General features: G+C 46.3%; 12 protein-coding genes and 1 other RNA gene. 1 reads left to right on the plus strand and 12 read right to left on the minus strand.

The window, feature by feature from the left end; all coding sequences use genetic code 11:
- Positions 1 to 239: 239 nt before the first annotated feature.
- From GON05_RS21410 to GON05_RS21425, 4 genes are all read right to left on the minus strand, one after another.
- The gene (locus GON05_RS21410) at positions 240 to 665 is read right to left on the minus strand and encodes a hypothetical protein (RefSeq protein ID WP_157321636.1); all 426 of its coding nucleotides are present in this window, start codon (positions 663 to 665) and stop codon (positions 240 to 242) included.
- 2 nt (positions 666 to 667) lie between these two features.
- Positions 668 to 883, minus strand: a complete 216-nt coding sequence (locus tag GON05_RS21415; protein WP_127451895.1) for a DUF1540 domain-containing protein — start codon at positions 881 to 883, stop codon at positions 668 to 670.
- A gap of 47 nt (positions 884 to 930) precedes the next feature.
- Positions 931 to 2,025 (minus strand): glycoside hydrolase family 15 protein, encoded by a 1,095-nt coding sequence (locus GON05_RS21420; protein WP_157321637.1) that lies wholly within the window; start codon positions 2,023 to 2,025, stop codon positions 931 to 933.
- A gap of 78 nt (positions 2,026 to 2,103) precedes the next feature.
- On the minus strand, positions 2,104 to 2,604 hold the full coding sequence (locus GON05_RS21425; RefSeq protein WP_127451891.1) for a YpuI family protein: 501 nt from the start codon (positions 2,602 to 2,604) through the stop codon (positions 2,104 to 2,106).
- Positions 2,605 to 2,777: 173 nt separating this feature from the next.
- Here GON05_RS21425 and GON05_RS21430 point away from each other — a divergent pair, with 173 nt between their 5' ends.
- Entirely contained in the window at positions 2,778 to 4,718 is a 1,941-nt protein-coding gene (locus GON05_RS21430) for a S8 family peptidase (protein WP_157321639.1), read from the plus strand.
- A gap of 108 nt (positions 4,719 to 4,826) precedes the next feature.
- Here the strand turns inward: GON05_RS21430 and rnpB are convergent.
- The 8 genes from rnpB to GON05_RS21470 form a co-directional block, all read right to left on the minus strand.
- Positions 4,827 to 5,244: RNase P RNA component class A (rnpB, locus tag GON05_RS21435), an RNA gene on the minus strand.
- Between the two features lie 90 nt (positions 5,245 to 5,334).
- Positions 5,335 to 6,444 carry a Nif3-like dinuclear metal center hexameric protein gene (locus GON05_RS21440; protein WP_157321649.1) on the minus strand — a complete coding sequence of 370 codons (1,110 nt, stop codon included), beginning with the start codon at positions 6,442 to 6,444 and terminating at the stop codon, positions 5,335 to 5,337.
- Positions 6,420 to 7,184 carry a tRNA (adenine(22)-N(1))-methyltransferase gene (locus tag GON05_RS21445; protein ID WP_157321650.1) on the minus strand — a complete coding sequence of 255 codons (765 nt, stop codon included), beginning with the start codon at positions 7,182 to 7,184 and terminating at the stop codon, positions 6,420 to 6,422. The genes GON05_RS21440 and GON05_RS21445 overlap by 25 nt, the downstream gene beginning before the upstream one ends.
- A 3-nt stretch (positions 7,185 to 7,187) precedes the next feature.
- The gene (locus GON05_RS21450) at positions 7,188 to 8,018 is read right to left on the minus strand and encodes a hypothetical protein (protein ID WP_127451883.1); all 831 of its coding nucleotides are present in this window, start codon (positions 8,016 to 8,018) and stop codon (positions 7,188 to 7,190) included.
- A 113-nt stretch (positions 8,019 to 8,131) separates the two neighbouring features.
- Positions 8,132 to 9,247, minus strand: coding sequence for an RNA polymerase sigma factor RpoD (gene rpoD / locus GON05_RS21455; RefSeq protein WP_127451881.1), 1,116 nt, complete (start codon positions 9,245 to 9,247; stop codon positions 8,132 to 8,134).
- A gap of 37 nt (positions 9,248 to 9,284) precedes the next feature.
- On the minus strand, positions 9,285 to 11,132 hold the full coding sequence (gene dnaG, locus GON05_RS21460; RefSeq protein ID WP_157321652.1) for a DNA primase: 1,848 nt from the start codon (positions 11,130 to 11,132) through the stop codon (positions 9,285 to 9,287).
- 49 nt (positions 11,133 to 11,181) lie between these two features.
- Positions 11,182 to 11,646, minus strand: a complete 465-nt coding sequence (locus tag GON05_RS21465) for a YaiI/YqxD family protein (RefSeq protein WP_127451877.1) — start codon at positions 11,644 to 11,646, stop codon at positions 11,182 to 11,184.
- Between the two features lie 93 nt (positions 11,647 to 11,739).
- A complete protein-coding gene (locus GON05_RS21470; RefSeq protein ID WP_127451875.1) occupies positions 11,740 to 12,555 on the minus strand; it encodes a pyruvate, water dikinase regulatory protein in 816 nt (271 codons plus the stop codon).
- Positions 12,556 to 12,570 lie beyond the last annotated feature (15 nt).

Below are 12,570 nucleotides of genomic sequence, written 5' to 3' on the forward strand. Positions count from 1 at the left end.
AATTTAAAGTTGAATTATCACTTTTCATTATATAATAATACTGTAATCATTCAAAGGTGCGAATATGACTCTTGAAGCCAAATAGTACGAGCAAACGGGAGTATAGGGTTTAAAATGATGCCATAATGAGTCTTTACCCGCTAATTATCCCCCTAAAACACGAATATACCCGATTTTCCTTCTGAAAAAGAAAAACAAGCCGATGTCTCGGCTTGCTTTTCCACCATGTTTATCCAACACTAAGAGTAAAAAGGAAACAGTAAAAAATAGGCAGCAACAGCTATAAAACCAAGCACCACTGACCAGGTTCCTATTCCCTTGTTGCCCATTAGGAATGCGATAACCCCTAAAATAATGCCCGATACGCCAAGCAGTACAGGCCACACAAAGAGGGAAGCCAATGCGACGAATAAAGCGACGTATCCTACCGCTTTATTTCGCGTAACAGCTTCAACTAAATCATCGATCTCCTCATCGGAAACTTCCGATTTCTCAACCTCTGCATGTTTCGCTTGATAGGGCTCGGCATAATGAATTCTCCGCGAGGGCGCTGTTATCTCGGCTGCATATTCTTCCTTGCTGTTCAAACCACTTTCAGTCCGAAGCTGCTCCTTCTGGAACCGCTCCTTGGTGGTTTTATCCAAATTGCCTCCATGCTGGCGCATGATTACTGCTTCTTCTTTGCTTGAAAGGTGTGGCAGCAAGTGTTCGCGGCTTTGCTCGCTGCATCTTGATGATCGGTATCGAATGATTCCCCTGCAAATTCTTCATTGTAATTGGCGTTGGCATGCTGATCTACTTCAATCATGATAGTTCCTGCGTTGCAGTTGTTTCCTTGCGTCCAATATTCGCAGTTGGCAACTGAACATTTGACATCTGGCATAGTCATCACCCCACTAACAATTTGCCCGCTATCAGGGCGAGCTATGCTCAGGCCAGACTGTCAGATAGCACCAAGAACATCGCGTGAGACCAAAGGAGCGGCAGTGCAGGTTCCCCCCATTTGCCCAACCACTCTGAATAAGCGGAAGGCTCTCTAAGCTCATCGGGAACTTGTTCGGGAAGACGCCCAAGGTGATCGGCCTTGCTTATGATCCATTCCAGACAGCGCTGCGCCTCTTCACGGTTCCCGAGCTCTTTCTGATACCATCCATACCAAGCCGTGAGCAGAAGCCATTCACCGCCGCCATAGTAACGGTCTTCTACGTAGCGCTGAATACCCTCGTGTTTCAGTTCACTTTCAATCATTTGCACCGTTTTCCGCATAATAGGATCGTCTGCTTCGCATACGCCAAATGGAACAGCAAGCCATAGCAGACTTGCATCTACACCCGTTAAGGCCGGCTTCCATATTTCATCCAGACAGTGAACAGACTTCACAAATCTGTCCTCGTAGACGCAATTGCTGAGGATGAAGTTCTTAATCATAGACGCCTTTTCCAACAGCTGAGGACGCTGCTCTAATTCTCCCAGTGCCTTCAAACCGCCATACACACAGGCAAGAGTTGCAGGATGCACATAATCTGGGAACTCTTCCCAACAATCGAAGTTCGGATAATGCCAGAACGTCATCAAATAATCAACCGTAATCTCAATACTTTCCCTGAGTTCATTCAGCATTTCTTTATTCCCGGTTGTTTTCACATGCTCCGTAAGTCCCCACAGCCAAGCCCCGTAACCATCCAATTGAAAGTGGCCCCATTCCGAAACATCGTCTCGGCCATCCAGATGATAACGTGTCCCCAAAAACTCGGAACGGTCGATCCACTCTTTGTTATTATGTTTATGTACAAGCGCATCGACACGAGAACGTTTGTTCTTAAGCACTCCGGCAACCCATCGATGGAAAAGCGCTGAGCTGTCTGTCTCCCCCGTACGATCCATTGCATGAGCTATAAATGTACCGTCTCGCAGCCAACTGTATGCATAAGGCGGGAAAAGTGGAGATGCGATGTACCCTCCGCGAGGATGCTGATTGCCTTTAATAATCGAGATCGAATGGTTGATTAACTGTTCGCGTTGCATGCACCATGTCCCCTTTTAAAAGAAAAGAGATGCGCTGCTAGCCGCATCCCTTATATCTTTTGTAATTTTGCATCACAATTATACTTTTTCACCTTGCATACGGCGCTGCGTGATATAATCTGTCTCATAATAAGCCAGATCCTCGCGAAGCTCTTCGAATACTTTGGACAATTCAATAGTTAAATCTCTCACATCACGGGAAGGCTTTTTGCGGAAACGAATAGCATCTTGTCCGGTATAAGCGTAACGCCCATCCTCGGAATAGCACTCATTTTTAGGATAGAAAAATGTATTCACGCAAGTATGATATACCTCATACAATACTTTTTCCGAAAAATCAACATTAAAAGTTGGTCGTCTCAAACTTACGCCCAATTTCTCATAGGCCACTTCACAGAAAACTAATAGATGACGTGTATCTTGGAGATAACCACGATAAAATTCATCCATAGCGGGATCATTCTCTACATTGAGTTGTGAAAGCGAATGTTGATTCAGAAACAGCTCCATTTTAGCGGTTGTTTCTTTTAACTTCGTACGTGTTGAATCACAAATATTTTTGACATTAAAAACAGCCATTTATGAAGACCTCCTCTAATTGCGCTATTCCTATCCTACCATAAATTAACCTGAAAAGGTATATGTAAAACTCCCGATTCCATGCATAAAAGAATCCCTCGAACCTCACTCTAATTAAAGACACTGCATTTGCTGACAGAAGCGGAGAAACGAGTTAAGAAGGAGGACTATCGATGTGGCGTTATCTATCTTCTATTAGTCTAGTTCTTGGATTAGGTTTCGTTCTATTTCCCCACCACTCGAATAACGAGAATACACCCGGTCCTGAGGTTTACAGCGCGAAGTATGAGACGGAACAGAAGCTTTCCTTACTGCAGCAAGATGTAAAGTTAACTGATGATTTATGCCGCTCCCAGTGCTCCATTGATTACTCCAAGATGATCTCCCAAATTGAATCAGGTGAGTCCGCAGCCAAAGTGCTTGGGGATATGAAGACACACCATGAAAAAATGGATGTTCTGATTTGGTCAAAAAACAAACAAGCTTTGGATCAAGGAATAAAAGTTGGAGAAATTCCTGCCTCCTATAAGGATCAGGCAAGCAAGTATTTAGCGGAGGCCAAAGCAGCTACAGAATCAGGCAAGCATTATCAGTCGCCGAAATTCGGGGCCGCGCAGCAGGTGTTTTTTGTCCAGGGGACGCCATCTACAGATGGTAACTCTTCCCTCATAGGCGTTATTCATCAAGACATTCTTCACCATGTAACTGACCATCAAATGAAAAATTTACGTCTAGAGCCTTATCCAAACGAAAATCGTTGGAAAGTCGAGTCGGTAGATACCGATACTTTAAAAGACAAAGTGGTAGATCATCCAGAGGATAATCAAGGCACAAGCCACTATCATCAAAACGAAGTTGTCGTTAAGTTCAAGAAAGACCCTACCGAGGCTCAATTGTCTCAAATAAAGTCAGAAATCAAAGCCAATTCGATGCAGAAGCTGGGCTACACCTATGTTTTCCGTACGGAAGGCATGGAAGCTAAAGCGTTAATGGCCTATTTTAAAAAATGGGATGTTGCTTATGTGGAACCTCATTTCTTGTATTTGACCAATGATTATTATGATGATCAAGAAGCTGCCGATGAAAAAGATTCAAGCGACTATACCGATAGCACTGACAGCACAACTAGTCCTGATGAAACAACGAGCATTGCCCCTAACTTCAAGCCTAATGACAATTTGTACAGCCGGTATCAATGGAATTTGCCGCTGATTGAAACCGAACAAGGTTGGCAGTTGAACCGGGGCACCAAAGATGTCGTTGTGGCTGTTGTAGATACAGGTGTGGACTTGCAGCATCCGGATTTAAAAGACAAGCTTCTGCCTGGCTATAATGTGATCAGCGGGGATGATCAACCGCAGGATGATGTTGGACACGGAACTCACGTGACAGGAGTCATCGCAGCACTCGTTAACAATAACTTAGGCGTAGCTGGAATCAGCTGGTATAACAAAGTACTGCCGGTTAAAGTCTTGGATCAAACCGGGGCAGGCAGCACCTATTCCGTGGCTCAAGGCATTATCTGGGCTGCTGATCATGGCGCCAAAGTAATGAATTTAAGCCTAGGCAACTACGCGGATTCTGGATTTCTGCATGATGCTATTAAATATGCGTACGACAAGGACGTAGCCTTGATCGCGGCGAGCGGAAATGATAATACGGAACGGCCAGGCTACCCGGCGGCTTATCCGGAAGTGTTCGCTGTCGCAGCCAGCGATTCAGAGAACAACAAAGCTCCTTTTTCCAATTACGGTGATTATATCGATGTAACGGCGCCAGGCGTAAGTATTGCCAGCACGTATCCAAATAATCAATATGCCGCGTTGTCAGGCACTTCCATGGCGAGCCCCCATGTGACGGCATTAGCAGCATTAATTCGTTCTACAAATCCTAATTTGAAAAACACGGAAGTTTACCAAATCATGAGAGATACCGCGCAAGATATTGGCACCCCGGGTCATGATAAATACTTCGGGTATGGCCTGATCGACGTTGTCAAAGCCGTGCAAAAAGCGGAAGAGCAACCGAATGTTGGCTTCGACTGGCCTTCCCGCTGGTTTCGGCAGATGAACCTTGTTTCCAAGAAATATGCGGGAGTTGCCCTGCACAAATAATAAAAAGGCTGCCCTTTGGTTTCGATGAATTCGATACCCAGGGTGGCCTTTTTTGCTTGCATATAATGAAATACCCGCAAAGCCGAAGCCTTGCGGGTAACCGACAGTATGGAAAGTTTGCCGTAAGCCGGGTTCTGTACTTCCGGTGGTCATAACGGGCGTCTGTCCCCTGCCACCATTGAAGCGACAATCATCTATCTAGGCCATACATTGCTGCACAGCTCAAGCGACCAACCCGAACGCGTCTCAGGCGAAGACTGCTGTCTCGAAGACAGCTAGCGTTCCTCTAGGTCTTGCTCCAAGTGGGGTTTACCAGGATCTATGTCACCATAGAACCTCGTGGTCTCTTACACCACGGTTCCACCCTTGCCTGATCTCATCCGAAGATGAGCCATCGGCGGTCCATTTCTGTGGCCCTATCCTTCAACTCGCGCTGACTGGACGTTATCCAGCACCCTGCCTTATGGAGCCCGGACTTTCCTCTCGCTGTGGCTTACCCACAGCCAGCGATTGTCTGTCAAACTTTCCGACGCATTTGCTAGTATACTAGGAATGTCTCCGAAATACAACTGTTGTTCGTTTCCTCGTCTGCCATAGGCAATCCTACAGGAGTATCCTACAGGAACTGGAACGGTTCTGTGTTCACCTCGGATGCCAGCACTTGCGTATCCGTTTTGGTTAACTGCGCGGCGAGATAGTCCGCAACGCCGCGCTTCATGATCTTCTCGACGTTATGCCCAACGTCGATCAAAGTAAGCCCTGCCGCGAGCGCATCGTGCGCGGTATGGTAGTCAATGTCGCCGGTGACCAGCACATCGGCGCCGGCAAACATGGCGTGCCTCATATAGCGGCCGCCGGAACCACCCAACACGGCCACCTTGCGGATGGGCCGTGATAGATCGCCTACGACGCGCACCATAGGCACGTCGAACACCGTTTTCGCGAGCTCCGTCAGCTCGCGAAGCGTCATCGGCGTGGGCAGCTTGCCCACGCGCCCGAGACCGAACACTCTACCCTTGAGGTCCATCGGGTAGAGGTCATAGGCCACCTCCTCATAGGGGTGGGCCTTCAGCATTGCTTGTACCGCCTTGCGCTGGACGCTGGCGGTTACGATCGTCTCAACGCGTACTTCCTGTACGCGCTCAAGCTTTCCTGCTTCCCCGATATACGGGTGAGTCCCTTCCTGCGGAAGGAACGTCCCCGTTCCGGGGATGTTGAAGCTGCAGTGGCTGTACTGCCCGATCCACCCCGCTCCCGCGGTGAAGAGGGCATCCAGCACAGCCTGGTGGTGCGTCTCCGGAACGAAGACGACCAGCTTTTGCAGCTTCTCTGTATGCACATCCTCGAGATGCGTGAGCTCTTTGAGGCCGAGTTTATCCGCCATCATGTCATTGACGCCGCCTTCGGCTACATCCAAATTCGTATGTGCGATATAGACGGCAATATCGTTTTTGATTAATTTTTCATAGAGTCTGCCTGCCGGCGTATCCGTCTGAAGATGAGCAAGCGGTCTGAAAATAATCGCATGATGAGCAATAATAAGATTGGCGCCTAGTCGAATCGCTTCGTCCACCACTTCATCATTAACATCCAGGGCAACCAGCACCTTCTGGATCTCCTTCTGCAAGGAGCCCAGCTGCAAGCCAATTTTATCATCAGGCATCGCATAATGCTTAGGCGCCAGCTGTTCAAACAGCTGAATTACGGTTTGACCTTTTGCAAACAAGCGAGTACCTCCTTTATTTCCTTGATCTCTTGCGCGATTTGCTCTGCTTTCACGGCTGATGCTTCCGCTGTTGAAAGTTTCAACTGGCCTTCAATCATGGCCAATTTTTTCAATTCGCTATCCCACTTGCTGAACCATACCGCAGGAGCTTCTTCTACTAAATAAGGTCCCATTTGGAGCAGCCGCTCCTTGCTCACAACGATTCCTCCAGATAATGTACGTTCGGCATAAAGAGTTTCCTGCGAGCTCTTGTCCTGAGCACTTCCTGCTGTTGCCGTCAAAATCTCATAAATTTTCCCGTCTTCTTCAAGGATGGCTTCCGCATCCAGGTTCCAGCCCTCTGCAAGCAGCCACTTGCGGACCTGATCTTCCCCGACATTCGGTTGTAAAATCAGATGCGTAACACCCCCGAGCTTTTGCTTGCCTGCTTCTAAAATACTCGCCATTAAACTGCCGCCCATACCGGCAATCGTGATGACATTCACTTCACCTGGTTCAATGACCGCCAGACCGTCACCGGATCTAACACTTATTTTTTTAGACAAACCGCTCTCAAGCACTTGTCGTGTCGCCGCCTCGAAAGGACCCGGATTGACTTCACCTGCTACAGCAAACACAATGACGCCTTGTTGCGCCAAATAGGTCGGCAGCAAAGCATGGTCAGAACCAATATCCGCCACCTTAGAACCTGTTGGCACACGATCTGCGATCATTTGCAATCTCTTCGATAATTTTACCATCTCTTAAACGACCCACTCTACCCATTTTTTACGCAGCAAGAAAAACGCCGCGCCCGCCGAAACCAACTTCCCTGTAAACGATAATTGAATGACGCGGGAACTCATATCAACATCTGTAAGAAACGTCATCGCTTCAGGGATAAACCAAACCAACACGCCGATAACTAAAAGCACGCTCGCTGCTTGCTTATTGGTATGATGCGCAAGCCAAGCAATCCATATAAGTACAATACTAACCGGAATCCAACTAATTTCAAGAGAGAACCAACCTGGATTGCTCAGCTTTTGCAAAAGCAACCAACCATAAGTTCCAACCAGCCCTAACCAACCGCAAAATTGGAAAATCCCCATTTTTCCTATTACGCCGTTGATTAACCACACTACACTGCAAAACGCTAAATAACCAATATACGTATAAGGAGAATTCACTTGATACATATCCATTAAATATAAGCCCAGCAAAAGCAAAGCTATTGAAGAAACACCGCAAAGCAGATAAGAAATCACGGGGGATTTAGGAAATTGACGATACGCAAACGCATAGCAAACGATGACAAAAAGTGCGGAAATTCCAATTTGCATTGGCATTCCAAAAGAGTTAAAATTAAGAGCAGATAAGGCCAGAGCGGCTATAACCGCCATTATGCCTAACCATATTTTCCAAGAACTGTTTGCAATTGAAGATGCAGAAACCCCCATGATGGATGCAGGTTTCGGAGTTGTTTCATCCATGTACAAATTCAACAGAAAATCACAGTAGTGTTCAGGAAGCAGTTTGCTTCGCCGCCAGTGATCGATTTCTTTAACTATTACTTTTCTTTTCTCTGTATCCATATCATCGCTCACCTTCCTACTACTTTATCGGTGATTTCATGCTTAGGTTTTAGTAGTACTTTTGTAATAAAAAAAGACCCCGCCGAAAACTGGCAGGGCCCTCTCACAGCGATTTATTCCAAGAAATCCTTCAAGCGTTTGCTACGGCTAGGATGTCTCAATTTACGCAAAGCTTTTGCTTCAATTTGACGAATCCGTTCACGTGTAACACCGAATACTTTACCTACTTCTTCTAATGTGCGTGTACGACCATCATCCAGACCGAAACGTAAGCGAAGCACATTCTCTTCTCTCTCAGTCAACGTATCCAATACGTCCTCTAGTTGTTCTTTTAGAAGTTCATAAGCAGCAGCATCTGCCGGCGCCAGCGCTTCTTGGTCTTCAATGAAATCTCCCAAATGCGAGTCATCTTCTTCACCAATTGGAGTTTCCAATGATACAGGCTCTTGAGCAATTTTCATGATTTCACGTACTTTATCCGTACTTAGGTCCATCTCTTTTGCAATTTCCTCAGGAGTAGGTTCGCGCCCTAGCTCTTGCAGCAATTGACGGGAAACACGAATCAATTTGTTGATGGTTTCGACCATATGTACAGGAATACGAATCGTTCTCGCTTGGTCTGCAATTGCTCGGGTGATGGCTTGACGAATCCACCAAGTTGCATACGTAGAGAACTTGTAACCTTTCGTGTGGTCGAACTTTTCAACCGCTTTAATAAGCCCCATATTCCCTTCTTGGATCAAGTCCAAGAACAACATGCCGCGGCCTACATATCTTTTGGCGATACTTACAACGAGTCTTAGGTTCGCTTCTGCCAGGCGTCGCTTCGCCTCTTCGTCCCCGTTCTCAATCCGTTTGGCTAAACCCACTTCATCTTCCGCAGAAAGAAGCGGTACACGACCAATTTCTTTCAAATACATCCGAACTGGATCATTAATCTTAATCCCTGGCGGCAAAGCCAGATCATCATCGAAGTTAAATTCATCGCGATCGTTTTCTTCAGGATTCATGGAATCGTCATCCGATTCATTCCCAACATCGATACCTTGCTCCGATAGCTGCTCAAAAAACTCATCGATTTGCTCAGGATCCTGATCGAAGGGAGCTAATTTTTCCATAATATCCTTGTAAGTTAGTGAGGACCGCTTTTTCCCTTGCTCGATAAGCTGGTCTTTCACCTGGTCCAAGGTCAACTCTGTCTCTAGTTCTGTACGCTGATCATTCGCCATAGTACGGACTCCCTCCTCCCTAGTCAATTCAGTAGTTCTACGTTGACTTCAATCGTTTTTCTAGGGCGATAATTTCAATTGCAATTTGTGCTGCTCGAAGATGGTCGCCCTCGCGCTCAGCGCGAACACGTTCTTCTTTCTTACGTTCAATTTCTTCTTGCATTGGAACTTTACGAATTTGGCGAATATAGTCGTCAATCACTTGTTCGTTCATTCCATGACCCGCTCCCATCATAACGATGGAACTGGCCAAGCTCTCCAGCTGTTCGTCTTGCAGCATGGCAATGTATCGGCTTGCATCCGGCTCAGCATTCTGAGCGTAGTAAGCATATAAATAAGCAGCTAAGACTGCGTGAGCTTCAACGTTGAATTGATCTCCCAACTGTTCTTCCACATGCGCGCAAACATCACGATCATGCATCATAACAGCCAAAATCAATCGTTCAGCATTGTGATAAGCTGGCAAAAGCGAAGGCGTTTTCTTGCGTGTTCGTTCCGCTGTTCTCCCATTATTCATAACATTATTCCACAGAATTGGTTTATTATCCCCATCCGGTCGGTTTTTTTCCGATTGCAGCAAGATTTCGTGAAGGTCTAACTTCATCGCCTCATACGAAGAATCCGGGAATTCAGAAGCCAACTGTTTCAAATAATGTTCTCTTTCCATCGGAGAATGTAGTTCACTAATTAACTTCACAGCGGATTGCAGATAACGAAGTCGGTCACCGTCCTCATGCAACTTAAAATTTTTGCGGATGTACAAAAGCTTATATTTCATCGACGGTACGGCAGGTTCAATAATCTCCCGTACGAATCGGTCAAAACCATATTGTTTTACATAATCATCGGGGTCCTTGCCATCCGGCAGCATCGCTACGGTAACTCGGCTTCCCGTCTCTTCCAAGAGCGGAATACTTTTGAAAGCAGCTGATTGTCCTGCGTTATCCCCGTCGTAACATACGACGATTTGATCGGCGTTACGGTTCAGCAGCGCCGCGTGTTCTTTCGTCAGTGCAGTTCCCATCGTGGCGACACCGTTGCTAATGCCTGCTTCCCAAGCTTTAATAACATCTACATATCCTTCAAAAAGGACCGCTTGCTGCAGTTTTCGCATATTGGGTCTAGCCAAGTGAAGATTATACATGGTCCTGCTTTTATTAAAAAGAGCAGACTCAGGACTATTTAGATACTTGGGCTGAGCATCGCCCATTGACCTTCCGCCAAACGCAATGACCTTACCGGCAGCATCGCAAATGGGGAACATAATGCGCTCCCTGAATTTATCCACGTAGCCAGTTCCTTCGTGTTTGGCCGAAATTAATCCGCCCTTCTCCATCAGGGAGAGATCGAACTCACGCTTCACTAGTTGCTGGACTAACGTATCCCACATTGCAGGGGCATAACCGATTTGAAACGTATCGATCAGCTTATCCGAAATACCTCTTGAAGCCAAGTACCCTTTTGCCACTTTGCCTTGCTCTGTGTTGCCTAAAATATAATGATAAAGTTTAGCAGCAAAGTCATAAGCTTTCAGCAGAACTGCTTTCTCTTGCTGCTGTTCGGTCTGCTCCTCGGACGCTTCCTCCCATGTAATAGGGATATCTGCTTCTTCCGCCAGCTTCGTAACGGCTTCTGAGAAACTAAGGCCTTCTATTTCCATAACGAAACGAATTAAGTTCCCACCGACATTGCACCCGAAACAACGGTAAATTTGTTTTTCCGGCGTGACTGTGAAGGAAGGGCTCTTTTCTGAATGGAAAGGACATAGCCCTTTCATATAATGCCCTTGTTTGCTCAAATGTACGTGCCTGCCAATCACATCAACGATGTCATGGCGCTTCAGTACAGCCTCAATGACCTCTTCAGGTATGCGTCCGTACCTCATGTTATTTCCACCCACAATTCAGGTCGCTTTTCCGACTAAGTACTATTCGCTACTCTTTTTCGATTTCCTGCAATTTTTTTAAAAGTTTTGTCAAACCATGTAGAAAATATTTGCGATCCTCATCCGTAAAGGGTTTTGGCCCCTTTGAATGCTTGCCCGCTCTTCGCATTTTTGCTGAAGTATGACGACGATCCAATAAGAAATCAATCGAGCTGTCCGTATATTCCTGACCCCGATTCGTCAAACAATACGAGCCTTTTGCTAAACCAAGCGCTGCGAGACCGAAATCCTGCGTCACCAAAATATCACCAGACTTAATTTGATTGGCGATATACAAATCAACGGATTGATCGGAGCGATCCACTTGTACGACCCTAACACCAGGGTTCGTCTTCATCCGATGATCAAACGAAGCAACTAGAACAACTTGTACACCGAACTGCCTGCCTGCTTCTTCTATTTCGGACTTCACGGGACAAGCATCGGCATCAACGATTATACTTCTCGCACCCATACGGTTCAGTCCACGCCCTTTTTTGACGAAATCTCACCGTACTATTATATACGATGAACTTCTAAAAAATCCTGCAAGTAGAAACATAAAACCTTACTGGACATGTTCAATATGATCCATAACCAGACTTGCCGTTTCTTCTACGGCGCGATTCGAGACATCGAAAATGACACAACCGATTTTGCTCATAATTTTGTCAGCAAAAGCCAGTTCTATCTTAATACGTTCTACATTCGCGTAGGTTGCATTTTCTGCAAGTCCAAGTGTGCGAAGCCGCTCTTGGCGAATAACATTCAGCTTATCCGGATCAATCCGAAGGCCGATAATTTTATCCTTTGAAACCGTATAGATAGCAGCAGGAGGCTGCATTTCAGGCACTAAGGGTACATTAGCTACTTTAAATCTTTTGTGTGCTAAATACATGGATAAAGGCGTTTTGGACGTGCGGGACACACCGAGAAGGATGATATCTGCTTTTTGAATACCGCTAAAATCTCGGCCATCATCATATTTAACCGCAAATTCAACCGCTTCAACCTTCTTAAAATAATCTTCATCGAGCGGGTGAATCATGCCTGGCTGTCTACGCGGCTCTTGGCGCAAGGCCTGCCCCAAGGTGTTCACCACGGGTCCAAGAAGATCGATATGCGGGATACCGTGCTCTTTGGCTTTGGCAATCAAATCGTCACGAAGTTCCGGTATGACCAAGGTAAAAACAACGATACCGCCATGAATGCGAATCGCATTAATCACTTTATCGATGCCTTCGATATCATGGATAAACGGCGCCCTAACAATCTCCACAGGAACGGGATGAAATTGCATGGCAGCTGCGCGTACAACAGACTCCCCTGTTTCCCCGACAGAGTCAGAAACGACATAAACCCGAGTAGGTAATGGATGATCCATTTTCCTATAGCCCCT

Origin of the sequence: Paenibacillus anseongensis, assembly GCF_009757995.1 — a bacterium.
GTDB lineage: Bacteria > Bacillota > Bacilli > Paenibacillales > NBRC-103111 > Paenibacillus_E > Paenibacillus_E chondroitinus.

Coding starts and splice junctions, on each gene's coding strand:
- GON05_RS21425 (WP_127451891.1), bottom strand. CDS start 2,604: ATGGCTGTTTTTAATGTCAAAAATATTTGTGATTCAACACGTACGAAG.
- GON05_RS21450 (WP_127451883.1), bottom strand. CDS start 8,018: ATGGATACAGAGAAAAGAAAAGTAATAGTTAAAGAAATCGATCACTGG.
- GON05_RS21420 (WP_157321637.1), bottom strand. CDS start 2,025: ATGCAACGCGAACAGTTAATCAACCATTCGATCTCGATTATTAAAGGC.
- GON05_RS21470 (WP_127451875.1), bottom strand. CDS start 12,555: ATGGATCATCCATTACCTACTCGGGTTTATGTCGTTTCTGACTCTGTC.
- GON05_RS21465 (WP_127451877.1), bottom strand. CDS start 11,646: ATGGGTGCGAGAAGTATAATCGTTGATGCCGATGCTTGTCCCGTGAAG.
- GON05_RS21430 (WP_157321639.1), top strand. CDS start 2,778: ATGTGGCGTTATCTATCTTCTATTAGTCTAGTTCTTGGATTAGGTTTC.
- GON05_RS21410 (WP_157321636.1), bottom strand. CDS start 665: ATGCGCCAGCATGGAGGCAATTTGGATAAAACCACCAAGGAGCGGTTC.
- GON05_RS21445 (WP_157321650.1), bottom strand. CDS start 7,184: ATGGTAAAATTATCGAAGAGATTGCAAATGATCGCAGATCGTGTGCCA.
- rpoD (WP_127451881.1), bottom strand. CDS start 9,247: ATGGCGAATGATCAGCGTACAGAACTAGAGACAGAGTTGACCTTGGAC.
- dnaG (WP_157321652.1), bottom strand. CDS start 11,132: ATGAGGTACGGACGCATACCTGAAGAGGTCATTGAGGCTGTACTGAAG.
- GON05_RS21415 (WP_127451895.1), bottom strand. CDS start 883: ATGCCAGATGTCAAATGTTCAGTTGCCAACTGCGAATATTGGACGCAA.